The organism is Rhizobium sp. R635 (assembly GCF_002211285.1).
Classification (GTDB): domain Bacteria; phylum Pseudomonadota; class Alphaproteobacteria; order Rhizobiales; family Rhizobiaceae; genus Rhizobium.
Window position 1 is genome coordinate 243,531 of record NZ_LOKX01000032.1, and the last position, 20,079, is coordinate 263,609.

16 protein-coding genes are annotated in these 20,079 nt (G+C 61.5%); 9 read left to right on the forward strand and 7 right to left on the reverse strand.

The genetic code is table 11. The features are described from left to right. Positions 1–551 precede the first annotated feature (551 nt). Positions 552–2,474 (forward strand): HAMP domain-containing methyl-accepting chemotaxis protein, encoded by a 1,923-nt coding sequence (locus ATY78_RS20685; RefSeq protein ID WP_088684167.1) that lies wholly within the window; start codon positions 552–554, stop codon positions 2,472–2,474. A 167-nt stretch (positions 2,475–2,641) separates the two neighbouring features. Here ATY78_RS20685 and ATY78_RS20690 read toward each other — a convergent pair whose 3' ends face one another. From ATY78_RS20690 to ATY78_RS20700, 3 genes are all read right to left on the reverse strand, one after another. Continuing rightward, positions 2,642–3,076, reverse strand: coding sequence for an Imm50 family immunity protein (locus tag ATY78_RS20690; RefSeq protein WP_088684168.1), 435 nt, complete (start codon positions 3,074–3,076; stop codon positions 2,642–2,644). A 174-nt stretch (positions 3,077–3,250) separates the two neighbouring features. After that, positions 3,251–4,288: a LacI family DNA-binding transcriptional regulator gene (locus tag ATY78_RS20695; RefSeq protein ID WP_088684169.1), complete on the reverse strand. Its 1,038-nt coding sequence runs from the start codon at positions 4,286–4,288 to the stop codon at positions 3,251–3,253. A 266-nt stretch (positions 4,289–4,554) separates the two neighbouring features. Then, positions 4,555–5,187 carry a TetR/AcrR family transcriptional regulator gene (locus ATY78_RS20700; RefSeq protein ID WP_088684170.1) on the reverse strand — a complete coding sequence of 211 codons (633 nt, stop codon included), beginning with the start codon at positions 5,185–5,187 and terminating at the stop codon, positions 4,555–4,557. A 111-nt stretch (positions 5,188–5,298) separates the two neighbouring features. Here ATY78_RS20700 and ATY78_RS20705 point away from each other — a divergent pair, with 111 nt between their 5' ends. The 5 genes from ATY78_RS20705 to ATY78_RS20730 all read left to right on the forward strand — a co-directional run bounded on the left by ATY78_RS20705 (position 5,299) and on the right by ATY78_RS20730 (position 13,451). Beyond that, positions 5,299–6,372, forward strand: a complete 1,074-nt coding sequence (locus ATY78_RS20705) for an efflux RND transporter periplasmic adaptor subunit (RefSeq protein WP_088684171.1) — start codon at positions 5,299–5,301, stop codon at positions 6,370–6,372. Further along, entirely contained in the window at positions 6,369–7,454 is a 1,086-nt protein-coding gene (locus ATY78_RS20710) for an efflux RND transporter periplasmic adaptor subunit (RefSeq protein ID WP_088684172.1), read from the forward strand. Before ATY78_RS20705 ends, ATY78_RS20710 begins: the two co-directional genes overlap by 4 nt. Further along, a complete protein-coding gene (locus ATY78_RS20715) occupies positions 7,451–10,522 on the forward strand; it encodes an efflux RND transporter permease subunit (protein WP_088684173.1) in 3,072 nt (1,023 codons plus the stop codon). Before ATY78_RS20710 ends, ATY78_RS20715 begins: the two co-directional genes overlap by 4 nt. Positions 10,523–10,703: 181 nt before the next feature. After that, positions 10,704–11,858, forward strand: coding sequence for an alpha/beta fold hydrolase (locus tag ATY78_RS20725; protein ID WP_088684175.1), 1,155 nt, complete (start codon positions 10,704–10,706; stop codon positions 11,856–11,858). A gap of 141 nt (positions 11,859–11,999) precedes the next feature. Beyond that, a complete protein-coding gene (locus tag ATY78_RS20730; RefSeq protein ID WP_088684176.1) occupies positions 12,000–13,451 on the forward strand; it encodes an NCS1 family nucleobase:cation symporter-1 in 1,452 nt (483 codons plus the stop codon). 63 nt (positions 13,452–13,514) lie between these two features. On the opposite strand, the gene ATY78_RS20735 is transcribed toward ATY78_RS20730, so the two are convergent. Then, the gene (locus tag ATY78_RS20735; RefSeq protein ID WP_088684177.1) at positions 13,515–15,398 is read right to left on the reverse strand and encodes a HAMP domain-containing methyl-accepting chemotaxis protein; all 1,884 of its coding nucleotides are present in this window, start codon (positions 15,396–15,398) and stop codon (positions 13,515–13,517) included. A gap of 201 nt (positions 15,399–15,599) precedes the next feature. Between ATY78_RS20735 and ATY78_RS20740 the strand changes: the two genes are divergently transcribed. The 3 genes from ATY78_RS20740 (at position 15,600) to ATY78_RS20750 (ending at position 17,791) form a co-directional block, all read left to right on the forward strand. Further along, positions 15,600–16,307 (forward strand): DUF4272 domain-containing protein, encoded by a 708-nt coding sequence (locus ATY78_RS20740; protein WP_088684178.1) that lies wholly within the window; start codon positions 15,600–15,602, stop codon positions 16,305–16,307. Between the two features lie 133 nt (positions 16,308–16,440). Then, positions 16,441–16,629, forward strand: coding sequence for a DUF1778 domain-containing protein (locus ATY78_RS20745; RefSeq protein ID WP_245313610.1), 189 nt, complete (start codon positions 16,441–16,443; stop codon positions 16,627–16,629). A gap of 115 nt (positions 16,630–16,744) precedes the next feature. Further along, entirely contained in the window at positions 16,745–17,791 is a 1,047-nt protein-coding gene (locus ATY78_RS20750) for a magnesium and cobalt transport protein CorA (RefSeq protein WP_088684180.1), read from the forward strand. A gap of 104 nt (positions 17,792–17,895) precedes the next feature. Here ATY78_RS20750 and ATY78_RS20755 read toward each other — a convergent pair whose 3' ends face one another. The 3 genes from ATY78_RS20755 to ATY78_RS20765 form a co-directional block, all read right to left on the reverse strand. Then, on the reverse strand, positions 17,896–18,669 hold the full coding sequence (locus tag ATY78_RS20755) for an aminoglycoside phosphotransferase family protein (protein WP_088684181.1): 774 nt from the start codon (positions 18,667–18,669) through the stop codon (positions 17,896–17,898). A 10-nt stretch (positions 18,670–18,679) separates the two neighbouring features. Beyond that, positions 18,680–19,561: an MBL fold metallo-hydrolase gene (locus ATY78_RS20760; protein WP_088684182.1), complete on the reverse strand. Its 882-nt coding sequence runs from the start codon at positions 19,559–19,561 to the stop codon at positions 18,680–18,682. Between the two features lie 70 nt (positions 19,562–19,631). Further along, entirely contained in the window at positions 19,632–19,994 is a 363-nt protein-coding gene (locus ATY78_RS20765; RefSeq protein ID WP_088684183.1) for a hypothetical protein, read from the reverse strand. Positions 19,995–20,079 lie beyond the last annotated feature (85 nt).

Consider the following 20,079-nt stretch of genomic DNA (forward strand, 5'->3'; position numbering starts at 1 on the left):
CAACCGGGGGCAAGACGTGGAAACCCTCCCGAGCGTTGCAAACCGCATTTCCGTCTCACTGCGCCCAATGAAGCGCGCCGCATCGATCAGCGTCGATGCGGCGCGCTTTAACGTTCGCGCATGGCTTGCGAGGCTGATGCCTGTTTTTCGGGCGCATTCCTCGGCTCGGACTGTACAGATTGGGCATGACTATCCGATATGCGCAAAATAGTGAGCGCTGCAGGCAACCCTTTTGTATCGTTTACACCATCTTAATTTTCGCGTGCAATTTTTTGCGTCAGGCAGAAACAGCAATAAATACGGCCATGAAGGGCCGAAATAATCCTGTCATTTCCTGAAGTCGTAAAGATATGTTCCCGAATTATTGGGCATTTAGCCATTATATTAGAAATTTCGGGAACTATTATTCTGATATTTCATAAATGTGCCAAAATATTATTTGGCGGAATGAATAGGTTCCTCCGTTTGGCTGTTCCTGAACGTCAGGATGAGAAGCAGATGCGATTCTGGGTTTCATTCAAGTTTTAAGGCGCATTAGGCTGGAACAACACATGATCTCTCTGAAGTCTCTCAAAATAGGCCCGAAACTGCTGGGATTGACAGCTTTCACCGTCATTATCGGGGTCAGCGTCAGCGTCTATGTCTCTTCGAAGCTGCGGTCGATCGACGACACCTACAGCGCGCTCCTGAACGTGGACGCAAGCGGGACGAATAAGCTTGCGGAAATCACCGGCAATTCCGACTCGATCGGCCGCGTTGTCTTCCGCCTCATTGCCGAGCCGGATCAGGAGAGCGTCAAGAAGTCGGAAGGCGAGTTGGCGCAGGTGTTTGATGAAACCGCCGGCTTCATCGATGATGCGGCAAGCCACTATCCAAGCGAAAAGGCACGGTTCGAGGGGCTCAAATCCGATCTGCGCGCCTTGCAGGCAACGACACCGCCCATCGTGGCGGCATCCCTGGCAGGTGACGATGCCGCCGCTCTGCGCCTGAACACCGACAGTTTCAAGCCTGCGAGAATGAAGTTCGACGCCGACGCGACCGAGCTTTACGACTGGGCAAAGACGGAACTGAAGCGGAAGAACGATGCCGCGAGCGCCGTGACCAACCAGACGATCTCCACGAGCTACATCGTGCTCGTGATCGCCGCCCTCGTCTCCCTGGCCGTCGCGACCGCTGTCAGCCTCGGACAGATCGTGCGGCCGATCCGCCGCCTCACCGAAACCATGGGCGCCATCGCCGGCGGCAACCTTGCCCTCGATATTCCCGGAGCCGACCGCCGCGACGAAATCGGCGAGATGTCCGCCGCCGTCGAGGTGTTCCGCGCCAATGCGCTTGCCAACAAGCGGCTGGAGGAAGAGGCGGCCGCCAACCGCAACATGACCGAGGAAGAGCGCCGCCAGAAGGCGGAAGCCGACAGGCTGCGCGCCGAGCAGATGGCGCAGGCGACGTCGGGCCTTGCCGACGGTTTGAAGCATCTTGCCGGCGGCGATCTCGGCTTCCAGCTGACGCAGTCCTTCGCGCCGGATTTCGAAAGCCTCCGGGCCGATTTCAACGCTGCCGTCAACCAGCTTCAGCAGACGCTGCGGGCCGTCGCGCAATCGACCGGCCAGATCGACAGCGGCACCCGCGAGATCAGCATCAGCGCCCAGGATCTCGCCAAGCGAACCGAACAGCAGGCTTCCTCTCTTGAAGAGACCGCAGCCGCCCTTGACCAGATCACCGCGAATGTTTCGAATTCCTCGAAGCGCGCCGAGGAGGCCCGCACGGTGGCGGTGCAGGCCAATGCCAGCGCCGTTCAGTCGGGCAAGGTCGTCGCCGACGCGGTCCATGCCATGCAGAAGATCGAACAGTCGTCGAGCCAGGTGTCCAACATCATCGGCGTGATCGACGAGATCGCCTTCCAGACCAACCTGCTGGCGCTCAACGCCGGCGTGGAAGCCGCCCGCGCCGGCGACGCCGGCAAGGGTTTTGCCGTCGTCGCGCAGGAAGTGCGCGAGCTCGCCCAACGCTCCGCGCAGGCCGCCAAGGAGATCAAGGATCTCATCCGCAATTCCTCCGTCGAAGTGGAGAGCGGCGTGCGGCTCGTCAGCGAAACCGGCGAGGCGCTGAAAACGATCGAGGAGTATATCGTCACCGTCAACCAGCACATGGACGCGATTGCCACCTCCGCCAAGGAGCAGTCCATCGGGCTTTCGGAGGTCAATACCGCCGTCAACCAGATGGACCAGGTGACGCAGCAGAACGCGGCTATGGTCGAAGAAAGCAATGCCGCAAGCGCCACGCTCGCCGGCGAGGCCGGCCGCCTTCGCGACCTGATCAACCGCTTCCAGCTCGGCGACAGCGGCGCTTCCCAGGCTGCGGTGCTCCGCAAGACCGCCACCGCCATGGCAGCGCCGGCGCGCACCGCAAGCGCCGGCCGCCCCGTCACACGCGGCAATCTGGCCGTGAAGCAGGAAGAATGGTCCGAGTTCTGATCTCGGCGCAGTAACGTCGGCGGGCTCTGTTCCTGCCTTGGAAAAGGAGCGGTTCAAGCGTGATTGGTTGAGCCGCTTTGCTCGTTTGTTGACAGAATTGCTGTCTCACGCACGACTGCGCGCCAAACGCGGTCATTTCTTGATTGGCGTTTGCCCACCGCTCAGGTCTACTCATCGGATACTGGGCGGCCTGGATTAAATGAGATGGCAACCTTCTTAGCTCTGATGAAGCCATCCAGGCCATAGCATGGGATAAGTTCGATCTCGATATCGTGAGGGTCTGCCGACACGGGATAGTAGCTGGATCGACCTCTGTCGGTCGCGTAGCGGAGGACTAATCCCGCAATGACATTCTGGTTGCTAAACCCGTCCAATTGCAGGTCCATAACCTCTTCGAGCTTAAACGTGACGATAGCATGCTTATCGAGAACGATGTAGCCATTGGGATCGACCTTATCGGTCATGATCCAACCGTGAATTTTCAACTCACTTGTGCCGGTTCGGTTGAGAGAAAGGCTAATGATTTCCGCGTCGTGAAAAGTTGGCTCTTCACCAAACCATGCCAGCAATTCGGCTCCGCCCGGCATGTCAGAATAGTTCATAGACGACCTGAATAAAGTTGATGGCGTCATCATAACAATCCAAGCCGGCGTGACAATGTAAATTGGGAGCCCTTACGGTGACTGCATTCGGCCGGAAAGTGTCGTCGGTGATATCCGAGACATACGATTTATCCCGGCTTGGAATGTCACTCAGTTGCCGTGCACGTGGATTCATTAACGCGGCGGTGCCACGCTGCCGCGCAAAACCAGGTGGCAGCCGAGTTCCAGGCGGTGGGCCGGGCGTTGCGGGTCGTTGGCGATCAGGCGTTGTTCGATGAGCGCTAAAGCCGCGGCGCCGAGTTTGTCGGTGGGGACGCTGACCGTCGAAAGCGGCGGGCGGCTGAATTCGCCGGGGACGATGTCGTCGAAGCCGAGGACCGATATTGCTTCGGGCACGCGTATGTCGCGGTCGGCGAGCGCTTTCAGGCAGCCGAGCGCCAGGTTGTCGGCGGCGCAGAAGACGGCGGTGGCGCCTTTCATCGTCGGGTCGCGCTCGAGCAAAGCATTGATGGCGGCCTCGCCGTGCCTCGGCTCGTATCCCTCGGCTTCCAGGATCATATCTTTGGGCATAGGAAGATGGGCGGCCAAATAGGCATCGGAAAAGCCGTCATACCGGCGCTGGATCGTCGTGCGGCCCTTCCAGGTCAGATGCAGGATGCGGCGATGGCCGAGCGCCAGTAGGTGCTCGATGCCGAGCCGCGCGCCGAAGCGGTTTTCAGGCGTCACCGTATCGACCAGCATGGCCGGGTCCTCGCCATTGACGATGACGACAGGCATGTCGGGGGAGGCGAGGCTGCGGATGAGTTCCGGTTGATCGTCGTTCAAGACCACGATGCCGTCCGCACGCTCGGACATTGCGATCTGCCGGACCTCGGCGCCGTCGATGCGCCGGCCGGTGCTGACATAAGGCACGATGCGGATGCCGCGGCGCTCGCACTCCCTGCGCAGACCGTTGAGGATCGTCCAGCTCACCAGGTTGAGATCGCTCTCGGGCGCGGCGTCATCGGGAATGGCGAGCAGCAGGACGCGCAGCGTGGCGATCGTCGCCTTTTTCCGGCGGCGGTCGAGATAGCCCAGGCGTTTGGCCGAATCCAGAACCCTTTCGCGCACTTCGATCGTCAGCGGCGCGGTTCCGTTCAGCGCGTGCGAGGCCGTGCTCAGCGACACATCGGCATCGCGCGCGACATCCTTGAGATTGACTTTGCGTTCCACTTTATTCCGTCACGATTGAGGTCGTGCCTTGAGGAGTTTCCGGAAAATCGCTGCCTTAAAAACCCCTTTGCCACAGAATGTTAATAGATTCAAATGCCTAGGATTGACAAAGAGGTTTTTAAGAGAGGTCAACATTTTAAAAAATGGGTACAGCCAAGATCCGCAGCCGATCTCCTGCGCATTTTTAAAAATGTTGGGCCTCCTTAAAAACGTCCTTCCAAACCTCCTTGCCAATCTTGGCGGAGGAAAATCGGCCGGGGAGGCGATCACTGAGGCTTGGCGAGCAGGCCGTTGAGCAGCAGGTCGATATAGGTCCTGAGAAAAGCCTCCTTGTCGGGGGTGGGCACGCGGCGGTTGTCGAATATCAGCCGCAGCACCGTCGTCGTCAGGATGGGCGCGGCCACGATGTCGGAGAACTCCACCGGAACTTGGCGAAACTCGCCGGATGCCACGCCCTCCAGAATGAGGGCGTCGAGCTTGGCGATCACAGGCGCGATGAACTGATCGTGGTGGCGGTCGATCAGGTCGGGGAATCTGTGTCCCTCCGCAATGACGAACCGCATCAGCTCGCGGGTCGTGCGATCCTCGGCGACCTGTTCGTAGAGCAGGCGGAGAATGGAAAGGAGCCTGTCGGTCGTGCTGCCGCTGAGCCCGTCGGTCATAGCAAGCAGTTCCTGAAACGGCACGGATAAGTGATTGATCATCGCTTCGAAAAGCTTTTCCTTCGTCTCGAAGTAAACGTAGACCGTGCCCTTGGTGACGCCGACCCTGTCGGCGATGTCTTCGACGCGCGTGCCGGCGAAGCCGCTTCGGACGAATTCCTCGAAGGCGGCATCCAGGATCTGGATGGGCCGCAGCGCCTTTTGCTCCGCGCGTGTGAGTTTCTTCTGATCTGCCATTCGTGCCTCGCCTCCCTTTAGTTGCCCGCCCTCATCCCTGCGGCAAAAGTTTCATTGACTAATGCGTCAGTCAATTATATAGCAGCTGCCGTTGAGAGCAAGAGGTCAACTATGAGAACCATTCTGGTCGCCACAGCGATCGTATGCGCCATCGGTCTGGGATCATGCAGCGATGCGGGCGGGCCGACCGAGCCGACCCCGCGGCAGGTCGGCGTCGTCGTCGCCAAGTCCGAGCCGCTGGCTCAGGGCGGCGTGATCACGGGAGAAGTCCGGGCACGCGTCCAGACCGATCTGTCCTTCCGCGTCAGCGGCAAGATCATCGAGCGGCTGGTGGAAGTCGGACAATCCGTGAAGGCGGGGCAGCTTCTGGCGCGCATCGATCCGGAAGAGCAGAAGGCCGACCTGGATGTGGCGGCGGCCAATCTTCAGTCCGCCGAGGCGCAGCAGACCCAGGCGCAGCTTGCCTTCGACCGCCAGCAGAGCCTGTTTCGAACCCAGGTAACGACACGCGCCGCGCTCGATCAGGCGCAGGAAGCGCTGCTGACGGCGCAGGCATCGACGAAATCGGCGCAGGCGCTCTTCGAAACAGCGCAGGACACCCTCTCCTATACGGAGCTGAAGGCCGATGCCGACGGGGTGATCACTGCCCGCAACGCCGAGGTCGGGCAGGTGGCGCAGGCCGCGCAGGTCGTCTTCACCCTTGCCCATGACGGCGATCGGGATGCCGTCTTCGAAGTGGTGGAGAGCGCATTCCTGCGCCCGATCGACGGCGACGGTACCGTGGCCCTTCTGTCGGACCCCTCGCAGAAGATCACGGCGAAGGTGCGCGAGATTTCGCCGACGATCGATTCGTCCACCGGCACCATCCGGGTCAAGGTCGCGATTACGAGCGACGCGCCCATTCCACTCGGCGCTCCCGTCGTCGGAAAGTTCCGTTACGTCCCGCAGGACGTCATCCAGCTGCCCTGGTCGGCAATGACCTCCAAGGGCGGCAAGCCGGCCGTCTGGACCGTCGATCCCGCATCCTCCGCGGTCTCGGTGAAAGCGATCGATGTCGCCGGCTACGAGACCGGCAGCTTCGTCGTCAAGTCGGGCGTGTCGGCGGGAGATATCGTCGTGACCGACGGCACCAAATTCCTCAGGCCCGGCGAAATCGTGTCTTATGTCAAGGAAGCATCCAAGTGAGCATTCGTCCCAAGATAATCGCACTGATGATGGGTACGGCCCTGATCTCCTCCTGCACCAAACAGGAGGAAAGCACTGCTGAAGCGCCCCGTCCGGTGCTGTCGGTGACGGTCAAGCAGACGCCGGCGACGAGCCTCGGACTGACCGGCACGATCCAGCCGACGATCGAGACCGATCTCGGCTTCCGGATCCTCGGGCGGATGATCGCCCGCAACGTCAATGTCGGCGATGTCGTCAAGAAGGGTGATGTCGTTGCCGCCATCGATCCGCTGGCGCTGGAACTTGCCGTGCGCAGCGCCCAGTCCGACGTGGAGAACAGCGATGCCCAGCTTCGAAACGCGGTGACGACGGAACAGCGCCAGCGCGCGCTGGTGGAATCGCGCTCGGGCACCGAAGCCTCGCTCGAAGAGGCTGAGCAGGCGAGACGGACGGCCACAGCCGCCGTCGCCAAGGCGCAGGCCAATCTCGACAAGGCCAAGGAGCAGCTTGGTTACGCGCAGCTTCAGGCGGAATTCGATGGTGTCGTGACGGCAACCTCGGCCGAGGTCGGCCAGGTCGTTTCGGCCGGCCAGACGGTCGTCACGATAGCGCGGCCGGACAAGCGCGACGCGGTGGTCGACGTGCCGCAGGCCGCCGCCCAGAAACTGAAGATCGGCGCGCCCTTCGAGGTGACGCTGCAGCTCGAGCCGTCGATCCGCACGACGGGCGTCGTGCGTGAGATCGCGCCGGAGGCGGAGACCGCCACCCGCACGAGCAGAACCAAGATCGCGCTCGCCGATCCGCCTGAAGCCTTCCGGCTCGGCGCGGTCATCACAGCCTCGGCAACCATTGCCGCCGATCCCGAGATCGTGCTGCCTTCCTCGGCGATCCTTGCCGGCACCGATGGCGCCAGCGTCTGGATCGTCGACGTGCCGGGCAAGAAGGTGGCGCTGCGCCGCGTGAAGATCGACGGCGACGTCGTCGACGGCGGCACCGTCCGCATCATCGAAGGGCTCGCTCCAGGAGAGCGGGTGGTCGTGGCAGGCGTGCATAAACTTGAAGATGGCCAGGCCATCAGGATCGACCAGGAGATCAGCCAGTGAAGTCCTTCAATCTTTCCGACTGGGCGCTCGAACACCGTTCGCTCGTCTGGTACTTCATGATCGTCTTCATTCTTGCCGGCGCCTTCTCCTACCTGAACCTCGGCCGCGAGGAAGACCCGAACTTTACCATCAAGACCATGGTCATCACTGCCCAGTGGCCCGGCGCTTCCGCGGAGGAAGTGACGCGGCAGGTGACCGACAGGATCGAGAAGAAGCTCCAGGAACTGGAATCGCTCGATTACACCAAGAGCCAGACCGTCGCCGGCCAGACGACCGTTTTCGTCGAATTGCTGCCGACGACGAAGGCCAGGGATGTCGCGCCGACCTGGCTGCGCATCCGCAACATGATCGCCGACATCAAGGGCGATTTCCCGAGCGGCGTCGTCGGTCCCTTCTTCAACGACCGCTTCGGCGACGTGTTCGGCAACATCTACGCCTTCACCAGCGACGGGCTGACCCAGCGCCAGCTTCGCGATCTCGTGGAAAATGCCCGCTCCGAAGTTTTGACGGTGCCGAATGTCGGCAAGGTCGATGTGATCGGCGCCCAGGACGAGGCGATCTATCTCGAATTCTCCACGCGCCAGATCGCAGCACTCGGCATCGACCAGCAGTCGGTCATCCAGACCCTGCAGGCCCAGAATGCCGTCACCCAGTCCGGCTTCGTCGATGCCGGTCCGGAGCGTATCGCGCTCAGGGTAAGCGGACAGTTCACCTCCGAGGAAAGCCTGCGGTCGATCAACCTTCGCATCAACGACCGCTTCTTCCCGCTGACCGATGTCGCCACGATCAAGCGCGGTTACGTCGATCCGCCCTCGGCGCTGTTCCGCTTCAACGGCGAGCCCGCAATCGGGCTTGCCATCGGCATGAAGCAGGGCGCCAACCTGCTCGAATTCGGCGAGGCGCTCGACGCGCGGATGAAACAGGTCGTCGCCGATCTTCCGATCGGGGTGGATGTCCATCGCGTTTCCGACCAGCCGCATGTCGTCGACGAGGCCGTCTCGGGCTTTACCCGGGCGCTCTTCGAAGCGATCGTCATCGTGCTCGTCATCAGCTTCATCAGCCTCGGCCTGCGCGCCGGCATGGTGGTGGCGATCTCCATTCCACTCGTGCTCGCCATTACCTTCGTGGTGATGGAATATTCCGGCATTTCGCTTCAGCGCATCTCGCTCGGCGCGCTCATCATCGCGCTCGGCCTGCTCGTCGACGACGCCATGATCGCCGTCGAGATGATGGTGGCTCGCCTGGAGGCGGGCGATGATCTCAGGAAGGCCGCCACCCACGTCTATACCTCGACGGCCTTTCCGATGCTGACGGGAACGCTGGTGACCGTCGCGGGCTTCATCCCGGTCGGCCTCAACAGCAGTGCGGCCGGTGAATTCACCTTCACGCTTTTTGTCGTCATCGCCGTTTCGCTCGTGGTGTCCTGGATCGTCGCCGTGCTCTTCACGCCGCTTCTCGGTGTCACGATCCTGCCGAAGACGATGAAGTCGCATCACGAGAAGAAGGGCCGCTTCGCCGCCATCTTCTCCTGGCTGCTGAAGCTCGCGATGCGCTGGCGCTGGGTCACCATCGTGCTGACGGTCGGCGTCTTCGCCCTTTCGGTCGGCGGCATGGGGCTGGTGCAGCAGCAGTTCTTCCCGAATTCGGACAGAACCGAGCTCGTGATCGACTGGAACCTGCCGCACAACAGCTCGATTGCCGAGACCAACAGGCAGATGGCCCGGTTCGAAAAGGAGATGCTGGCCGATAACAAGGATATCGACCATTGGACGACCTATGTCGGCCAGGGCGCGCCGCGCTTCATCCTGTCCTTCGACGTGCAGACGCCCGATGTCACCTTCGGACAGACCATCATCGTCACCAAGGGCCTCGACGTGCGCGACAAGGTGCGGGCGGAGCTGCAGGACTATCTGACGAAGTCCTTCCCCGGCACCGACGCCTTCGTGAAGCTTCTCGATATCGGCCCTCCGGTGGGCAAGCCGGTCCAGTACCGGATCACCGGCCCGGATATCCAAAAGGTGCGCGACATCTCCCAGCAATTTGCAGGCGTCGTCGGTACTCACCCGCTGCTGTCGAACATGGTGCTGGACTGGAACGAACCATCCCGCGTCGTGAAGGTCGATGTGCTGCAGGACAAGGCGCGCCAGCTCGGCGTTTCCTCCGAGGACATTGCGACCGCGCTCAACGGCATCGTCGAAGGTTCGACGGCAACGCAGATCCGCGACGATATCTACCTGGTCAATGTCATCGGCCGGGCCAGGGCATCCGAGCGCGATTCCGTGCAGACGCTCGAGAACCTGCAGCTCTCCACCTCCAACGGCAAGGTCGTGCCTCTCTCGGCCGTGGCGAATTTCCGCTACGAACTCGAGCAGCCGACGATCTGGCGTCGTGACCGGCAGCCCACCATTACGCTCAAGGCGGCCGTCATCGGTTCGACGCAGCCGGCGACGATCGTCGATCAGCTGAAGCCGAAGGTCGAGGAGTTCGAGAAGACCCTTCCCGTCGGATACAAGGTGGAAATCGGCGGCGCGGTCGAATCCAGCGCCGAGGCGCAGGGACCGATCGCCGCCGTGGCTCCGCTGATGCTGTTCACGATGGCGACGATCCTGATGATCCAGCTGCAGAGCTTCAGCCGCCTGTTCCTGGTCTTCGCGGTGGCGCCGACCGCCCTGATCGGCGTGGTGGCGGCGCTCTTGCTGAGCAATGCGCCCATGGGCTTTGTCGCCATCCTCGGCATTCTGGCGCTGATCGGCATCCTGATCCGCAACTCCGTCATCCTGGTGGTGCAGATCGAGCATTTGCGCGCCGAAGGTGTCCCGCCATGGCAGGCGGTCATCGAGGCGACCGAGCACCGCATGCGGCCGATCATGCTGACGGCGGCGGCGGCAACCCTGGCGCTGATCCCGATCTCGCGCGAGATCTTCTGGGGTCCGATGGCCTACGCCATGATGGGCGGCATCGTCATCGGCACCGCGCTGACCCTGCTGTTCCTGCCGGCGCTCTACGTCGCATGGTTCAGAATCCCAAGGGATGAGGGCGCTCCGGCCGAAGCCGCGGCAGAGGCATGATGCAGTCTTCGACGGCCATCGCCTACGGCCGCCGCGGCGGCCGCTGCAACACGGGCCGCGACGAAATGGGTGGGATGGCGCAGGCGATGCCGTCCCACACCGGAGCGGGAACGGCATGGCGAATGATGACGCGGACTGAACCACACGCCGGAGAGCGTCTGGGCTTGAGGGAAACGGATCGATGATGCAGCGACATTTCCGAGGCCTGCCAAGGGCAATGCCGGCGATCATCGTGACCATCGGCCTGGCGATACTTGCCGGCTGCGCCACGCGGCCATCGCCGGAGGTCTTGACGCCCGTTCATCTGAGCGAGCCGCCTCGTTCGGAGGCGGCGCCGGACAAAGTGAGCGTGCTCGTCGCGACCAACAGAACCCCCGATAGCGTGCGGGGCGGCTTCGGCAGCACATGGGCCGAGAAACTGACCTATGAGCAATACGCGTTTTCGGTTCCTCCCGGCAGGAAGGATACCGTGATCACCTATCCCAAGGCGAAACCGGATCCGGAGCGGCAATTTGCCGTCGTCGAGCGCAAGCAACTGCCTAAGGATGCTTTCGTGCAGCAGGCGCTCGCCTCCGTGCAACCCGACGGTACCGTCGGCATCTTCGTCCATGGCTACAACTACAGTTACCAGGAGGCGCTTTACCGCACCGCCCAGATCGCTGCCGATGCGAAGCTCCCGGGCGCTCCAATCCTGTTTTCCTGGCCTTCGGCGGCATCCGTTGCCGGATATGTCGCCGACCGCGACGCCGCGCTTTCCTCGCGCAGCGAACTCGATTCCCTCGTCACATCGCTCTCGGCATCGGCCAAGGTGAAGCGCATCATCCTGTTCGGGCACAGCATGGGCGGGTTCCTGGTGATGGAAACGGTGCGGGAGCTCAAGCTGCAGCATCGCGACGCCGTCATCGGCAAGCTGGCGGTGGTGCTCGCCGCCCCAGACATCGACGTCGATGTTTTCCGCTCGCAGCTTAGGGATATCGGTCCGATGCCGATGCCTATCTCCCTTCTGGTTTCCAAGGACGACCGGGCGCTCGTGGCTTCGAGCTTCATTGCCGGAGAGCGGCCGCGCGTCGGGCGCCTCGATATCGACGATCCCGTCATCGAGGAGGCCGCCTTGAAGGCGAGGCTTCGGGTCATCGACATCACGTCGATCAAGACATCCGATGGGTTGGGCCACGACCGATACGCGTCACTCGCCAAGTTCGGCGCCCAGCTTACCTCCTTCGAGAGCGGCAGGCGTTCGACCGCCGGCGATGTCGGCGCCTTCGTCTTCGATGCTGCCGGCGCCGCAGTCGCGAGCCCGTTTCGCCTGGCCGGACGGGTCGTCGGCGCCCGGTGACCCCGAGAACGCTCAAGAGTTTCTGTACATCCAGGCCGTCAACATTGTGTACAATGTGACTATTAAATTGTCAGATGCATAAATGAAGAGCAGACTTCCGTCCGTGGCCGAGTCGGCCTCAGGGGATATGGGAGGGCATTCATGAGCGTAAAAAATCCGTCTCCCTCGTTGTATAACGAGGATCTTGCACCCGCCGAGGAGCGCAAATGGGGTGCATTCAGCATCTTTAACGTCTGGACATCTGACGTTCACAGCCTTTGGGGCTATTATCTGGCCGCGAGCCTGTTTCTGCTCTGCGGCAGCTTCGTGAATTTCGTCATTGCCATCGGCATCGGCTCCCTCGTCATCTTCTTCCTGATGAGCCTGGTCGGAAATGCCGGCGTGCGCACGGGCGTGCCTTTTCCGGTTCTGGCGCGTGCCTCCTTCGGCACCTTCGGGGCCAATGTTCCCGCACTCGTCCGGGCGGTCGTCGCCTGCTTCTGGTACGGCGCGCAGACGGCGGCCGCATCCGGCGCGATCGTCGCCCTGCTGATCCGCAACGAGAGCCTGCTCGCCTTCCACCAGAACAGCCACATGCTCGGCCATTCGACGCTCGAACTCATCTGCTACGTCATCGTCTGGGCGCTGCAGCTGCTGATCATTCAGCGCGGCATGGAAACGGTGCGCAAGTTCCAGGATTGGGCAGGTCCTGCCGTCTGGATCATGATGCTGATCCTGGCCGTCTATCTGGTCGTCAAGTCGGGCACCTTCTCGTTCGGCTCCGAAATCCCGCGTGACGTGCTGATCGAAAAGACCAAGGATGCCGGCGTGCCGGGCGAGCCCGGCTCCATTGCCGCACTCGCCGCGGTGGCCGCCACCTGGATCACCTATTTCGCAGCGCTTTACCTGAATTTCTGCGATTTCTCGCGTTACGCGACGAGCGAGAAGGCGCTGCGGAAGGGCAACCTCTGGGGCCTGCCGATCAACCTCCTGGCGTTCTGCCTCGTCGCAGGTGTCACGACCACGGCCGCCTTCACCGTATATGGTGAGGTCCTGCTGCATCCGGAAATGATCTCGGCGAAATTCGACAGCTGGTTCCTGGCGCTGCTTGCTGCGCTGACATTCGCGGTCGCTACGCTCGGCATCAACGTCGTGGCGAACTTCGTTTCGCCGGCCTTCGACTTCGCCAATGTCTTCCCGCGCCAGATCAACTTCAAGCGCGGCGGATATATCGCCGCTTTGATCGCCCTCGTGCTCTATCCGTTTGCTCCCTGGGAAACGGGTGCGGCGCATTTCGTCAACTTCATCGGTTCGACGATGGGCCCGATCTTCGGCATCATGATGGTGGACTATTATCTCATCCGGAAGAGCCAGTTGAACGTCGAGGCGCTCTATCACGAGAGCGGCGAGTTCCGCTTCCAGAACGGATGGCACGGCAATGCCTTCATCGCATTTGCGGTGGGTGCGCTGTTCTCATCGATCCTGCCGACCTTCACCTCGATCCTGCCGGACTGGTGGGGCACTTACGGCTGGTTTTTCGGCGTCGGCATCGGCGGGGCGATCTATTTCGTGCTGAGAATGGGCGCTCGTCACAAGCCGGCCTTCGCGTCCTGACAAACGAGAGGCGCCCGGCATTGCCGGGCGCCTTGATCATCGAGGCTCATGCCGCCGCCCGTCTCAGCGGTGTGCGGCAACCGCATGGATGGCGGCGCGGGCTGCCGGTTGCGCCATTGATCTCGCCGTCGAGCGAAGGGCCGCCGATTGGCCGGACGCAGCGTCGTCCAGCCTGAATTGGGTGACGAGCTCGCGAAGCTTCTGGGCTTCCTGCGCGAGCGAGTCGGATGCGGCCGTCGATTGCTGAACCATGTGGGCGTTCTGCTGGGTGGTCTGATCCATCCGGTTGACGGCGCCGTTGACTTCACCGAGTCCGATCGACTGCTCCTTCGCCGATGTCGCGATCGAATCCATGTGCTGATTGATCTCGGTGATGAAGCCGCCGATGGTCTTGAGCGCCTGTCCGGTATCGCGCACCAGCTTGACGCCGCTTTCCACTTCTTTCGAAGAATTCTGGATCAAGCTCTTGATTTCCTTGGCAGCGCTTGCCGAGCGTTGGGCGAGTTCGCGCACTTCCTGAGCGACGACGGCAAAGCCCTTGCCGGCTTCGCCGGCTCTGGCCGCTTCCACCCCGGCATTGAGTGCCAGGAGATTGGTCTGGAAGGCGATTTCATCGATGACGCTGATGATGTTGGAAATCTGCTGCGACGACGTCTCGATGCGCTCCATTGCCTCTTCGGCGTGGGAAACGACATCGGCTGACATGACGGCGTTGCGATTTGCTTCCGTGGCGACCTTGCGTGTCTCCTCGGTGCGTTTGGTGGAGTTCGACACGTTGGCGGTGATCTCCTCCAGCGCTGCCGCCGTTTCCTCGAGCGAGGCGGCCTGCTGCTCGGTGCGCTTGGACAGATCGCCGGCGCCCGAGGAGATTTCCCGCGTGCCCTCGTCGATCGTGCCGATACTGTCGGAAATCGCTCTCAGTGTCGCGCCGAGCTGGGTGACGGACTGGTTGAAGTCATGCCGCAGCGCCTCGAAATCCGGGGCGAAGGCCTCGTTGAGCTGGAAGGCGAGGTCGCCTGCGGCGAGCCGCTTCAAGCCGCCGGCAAGGCCCGAGGTGGCGACGCGCAGCCGCTCCGAAGCCTCGGCTTCCGCCTGGGTCTGGGCGGCAAGGCGATCGGCCTCCGCCCGGTTGCGATTTTCCTCGGCTTCCATCGCCATGCGCCTGTTCGTGATCGCGGCCTGGCGGAAGATTTCCACCGCGCCGGCCATCGAGCCGATTTCGTCGGCACGATCGGAGAACGGAATCTCCGAACCGGTATCTCCCTCGGCGAGGCGCCGCATCGCGCCGGTGATGCCGGTAATCGGATTGGCGATGCCCTTCAGCACGAAGATGACGGCGCCGAAAACGAGCAGACCTGCAAAGCCGATTGCGGCAAGCAGGTAGAATTCGATGGAGGCGAAGGTTTCCTTGCTAAGCTCGGCGGCATTCTTGCTGCCGTCTATGTCCAATGCGACTAGAGCCGTCGTGGCCCCTTTGAGCTTGTCGGAATAGGAGCGCATCTCCCCGCCCAGATATTGCCCGGCTTCCTCGGTCTTGTTGGCGCGCGAAAGAGCGAGCAGTTGGGAACTGCTGGCGATATAACCCCCGACGCTCTCCTTGATCGATTTGATCAGGTCGCGCTCGTGGTCGGACGTGGCTTGCGAAAGATAGGCATCGACCGATTTGCGAACCGCGTCCTCGGCGGCTGCTATGGCTTCTTCACGCGTTTTCTTTTCCGCCTCCGACTGCGCGATGATGTGATCGCGGTAGGCAAGGCGCAAATTCGTCATATCGAGATTGATCGCCTGCGAAGCCTGCACGCTTGGCAGCCAGCGGTTTGCAATTTCCTCTGTCGAGCCGTTCGTCTTTTGCAGCCCGTCGACCGCGAGATAAGCGACAAGGCCGAAAAGAACGGCTATGCCGCTGAAAATCAACAGCAAACTGGACTTGATGTTTGGACGGTGCATTGAAAAGTCCTCAATCGAGCGCCGGCGTCAGACCGGGCTGGCCAGGATCTTTTGTACCGAAAAGAATTTAACGATTGGTTCTTTAGGTAAAGACGCGTTTACCAATTCTGCGGAAAGCCGCGCTTGTTTTCAGGCTCGCAATCCCGCTGATACGAAAAATGCCTATTGCTCAATTTGCCGCGATGACGGGAGCCAGACACGATGAAGCGCATACTTTCCACTCTTCTCGCACTGATCATTCCGGTGCAGGCAGCCGTCTCGCAACCCGCTGACGAGGCGCAGACGCGCAAGGCCCGGTCCGTCGCTCAGCTGCAATCGGAAGGTGTTCCCACAATCGATCATCTGCCGACGATCGAGCCCGAGAGCGCGAGTACCCGACGCAATACCAAGCTGGTGGTTCAGCGCGCCATCGCGCTTGTTATCGTCGCCGTGAAGGGCGAGACCGGCGACCACGCGATGGGGCAGGCCCTGATCAAGCAGTTCGACGCGGCAGGTTTTTTCACGCCGAAGGAACAGGCTTTCATGGACGATCCAGATCCCTCGGATCAGGACCGGACGAATTTCGCCTGGCGCTACGAAGGCGTGCACGTCATGCTGTGGGCGCTCGGCATCGCGCCGGAACTCGAACGCCCCGATCATATCTGCGATGTCCCCTTCATCGCGAACACGCTTCGCGAACTGGGAACGGACGGGCTGATGCGCCGCGCCAAGCTGCGTCCGCAGAAAGAGCTGCTCGACGCCGCCGATCTGATCTACCGCTATGATTGGGCCGCTGTGAATGCCAGGCTGAAAGGCGAAGAGGCGCCCGCCGGGTTGGACAAGGGCGTGGTCTACGAGCGCCATTATGCGCTAAACTGGCTGATCGGTTATATGGATCAGGATTGGGACGATATTTCCACGGATACGTGATGCGCGGGCTGCCTGCCGAGGCCCACGCGTTCGGTGTGTCCGAACTGACATGCTGTCTTCGACTGCCCGCGGGATTTTTCACATATTGCGTTCCATGGCATATTGGCTTGTAGTTTCCCGCATGAGGAAAAACATGACCAATACAGAGTCCGTGCAGCATGCCGCCGAGGAGGAGGCGCAGATGGCGATCCTGAGGGAAAGCGCTTTTCGTCTGTCTCCAGATGCTTTCGCTGCCTTTGTCGCGGCGATCGAGGGTCCGCCCTCAGCCGCGTCACCGAAGGTCGCAGAGCGCTTGCAGCGCAAGGCGCCGTGGGAGGCGTGATCGTAGTTGCCCCGAAGCGGATGCATGTTTTTCGAAATGGCATTATGATCGGCGCAACGCCTGACCGGCGTTGATGGCGGATGCGTGATCCGCCGGACGGGGAGGACGGCAGGATTTGGAACGGTTGAAGGATCTGGAGAGTTCTCCAGCGCGGGAGAGCAGCGGTTCGGCCTCGCCTCGTCATGAACAGCGGCCCGGCGTCGTGGCTGCCGCCGTTTACGAGCATGGGCAGCGCATTCGCGACATCAGGATAGAGGAAGCCGGCGAGTGGCGAAGCCGGGAGAATGCCATCGTCTGGATCGGCCTGCACGAGCCGGATGAGGTGCTGCTGCACCAGATCCAGGCCGAGTTCAATCTCCACCCGCTGGCGATCGAGGATGCGGCGCAGCCGCACCAGCGCCCGAAACTCGAGATTTACGGGGAGGCGATGTTCATCGTCGCCCGCACTGCCCATATGAAGGACGGCGAAATCGTCTTCGGCGAAACGCATCTCTTCGTCGGCCGCGGTTATGTCGTCTCGGTTCGCCACGGAGAATCCTCCTCCTATCTCGCCGTCAGGCAACGATGCGAGGCGACGCCAGCGGCGCTTGCCCATGGTGAGAACTACATTCTCTATTCCATCCTCGATTTCATCGTCGACAATTACATGCCTGTCATCGAGGTGGTGCAGGAAGAGGTCGAGATGCTCGAGGATCTCGTGCTGCGCGAACAGCTGGGAAAATCCGACATCGAGCGGCTTTACCTTTTGCGGCGCAAGCTCCTGCGGTTGCGCAACGCCGTGGTGCCGCTCGTCGATGTCTGCCGGCGATACGAGCATATCGATCTTCCCGGCATGGACCCGACGCTCCAGTCGCTGTTCCGCGATGTGACCGATCACGTGCGCCGGGTTCAGGAGGATATCGACGCGCTGCGCGAGGTGCTTGCCTTCGCCTTTGAAGCCAGCGTGATGATCGGCCAGACGGAGCAGACGGCGATCGCCCGCAAGCTCGCCGCCTGGGCGGCGATCCTTGCCGTTCCCACTGCGATCGCCGGCATCTACGGGATGAATTTCAGCGATATGCCGGAACTGAAATTCCAGTACGGTTATTTCGTCGTGCTTGGCGTCATCGCGGTCTTGTGCCTCGGTCTTTTCGGCTTCTTCCGCCGGAGAAAGTGGCTCTAAAGCATGTCGCGCAAAAGTGTGCAGCGGTTTTGCGAGAACGACATGCGTAACAACAAAGACCTAAAGCGCGACGAGCGAATCTGAAAGATCGCGACGCGCTTTAGTCAGCACAGAACCTCCAGCAGCCGGTCCTGATGTTTGCCGATATAGTCGATGTCGTGGAGATAGAGCCGGGCATCTCCCGCATCGACATCCTCCGCGAAAGTCTCGTCTCCAACTGCGGCGCTTGCCAGCATGAAATCGACGAGGGCCTGGAGCCGCCTGCAGATCATCGCGGGAAGCTGGCGCCGTTCCTCCAACATCGCGCCATAGGCGGTGCAGAAGATATCAGTCCGCCGCAACTGTTCGTCGAGGCCGAATGCCACAGACGGATTGGCGGGATCGGAGAGAGGCGCCCAGCGATAGACCGCATAGGCGAGATCCCACAGCCGCGGGGCGGGATGGGCGGTGTCGAAATCGATGATCCCGACAGCCTCATGATCGGCGGCGGCGACGTTGTAGGGCGCGTAGTCTCCGTGGCAGACGATTTCGCGCGGCTCCTGCGCCGGCAGCATCCATATCTGTGCCTCGCCATCCGATTCCAGAAAGCCTTGAGATGCAGTATGAAAAGCGCTGAGAAGTCTCGCCGCGGAAATCAGCATGCGCTCCGATCCGGCAAGAGGGTCACTGAGTTCTTCGCAGACGCGGCCAGTGACGTAGCTGACGACCTCCCGACCTTCATCGGTAATTTGAATGGGCTCCGGCGCCGCCAGGAAGCCCTTGCTTCTGAGATGGCGCAGGAACCGGTGCGTGGTCGGCGTCCATGCGCCTGATGGTCTGATGACGGTTTCGCCGTCGCGCCAGATCTGCCCGGTTCGCCCGCCCTCCAACTGTTTCACCCTTGGTCTCCTACGCGGATTTCAGTTTTTCGATATGCGCCTGAACCGTAGCGCCGAGGTTCGTTTCATGGCAGCTGCGGTAGAACGCCGCCGTGTCCGAAGGCATCCCCACGGGAATGGCGACGAAGTCTTCGAGCCGCAAACCCTCTATATCGCCGAGTTGCGGGTCGGCCAGCCGGCGATCGCTCAACGTACCGACGCGATCGGCCAGGGCTTCGAAGTAGGTGAGGTTCCCGTCCACCGCGGAAGGCGAAGACGTCCTGCCGTGCGCGGGGATGACCAGTCTCGCATCGAGGTCACGAATCCGCGTGAGCGAGGAGCGGATCAGGCGAAGATCACCGGCGCTTCTGCTCCAGACTTCGGGAATGGGCGACTCCACTGCATCGACGGCGAGGCAAATGCGGAGTTCTGGAATCCAGACGGCGATATGATCGGGCGTATGTCCCGGCGTATGAATGAGTTCGAGCGTCAGATCGCCGCCATTCAGAACCATCGAGCCGGAGAAGGTGATGTCCGGGCCGATGAGTTCGACATTGCGAAACCGCGCTTCCTGGCTCGCCTTGTCCTTCAGGACCTGTTGCGTGGAGGCATCGCGCAGGCGGTCGAGTGCGGCGGCATGCGCGATAATGGGAGCACGCCCTGCAATGGCTGCATTTCCCCAGAAGTGATCCCAATCCATATGCGAATTGACGACGATCAGCGGACGGGCCTCGGCTCTTTCCTCAAGCAGATCGAGCGCCATCCGGCATAATTCGGGGGTACCGAGCGTATCGATCAGGACGTTGAACCTCTCGGTCCGGACAAACATGGCGTCCACTTCGTCTCCCGCCCGGACGATGACGATGCGCTCGTCGAGCCCGGGATAGGAGCACAATTCTACCGCTGGGTTCATGTCCGGTTGCCTCCATTGCACTCGCAGCGACTTCATCCACTACATCAGGTTTCGTTCGGATACCTGCCTTTTACGGGCTGCCCGATTTCTGCTTTACCGGCACGAACACATCCCACCGCTTCATCACCGTATTCGGTACGGCTGCCGGGCAGATCACCATCACGCTGGGCTTCGAGCGGCCGAGGCTCTTCGGCGTCCATTCTGCCTGGAGCGGGACAGCGCATCGGGGGACGAACACTTTCGCATTGGGCTCCAGCACGTCCCAGCGCTCGCGCCCCTTGGCGTTCTCCTGCGCGATGAAGCGCCTGGCCTCCTCGCGGATTTCGAACAGGCCATGTTTATCCGGTGTCGAGCGGTCGGTCTCGATGCTCCAGGAGGCGAGGCACGGTATGCAAGCCGTGAGGGCGGTGATGAAAATTATTGATCGAAGCATTGATGGGCTTTCAACCGCTCGATAATTTCCGGATCGGAAACAGTCAGAGGGTCTTTTAACGCATGGCGGCAATATCTCTATCGGC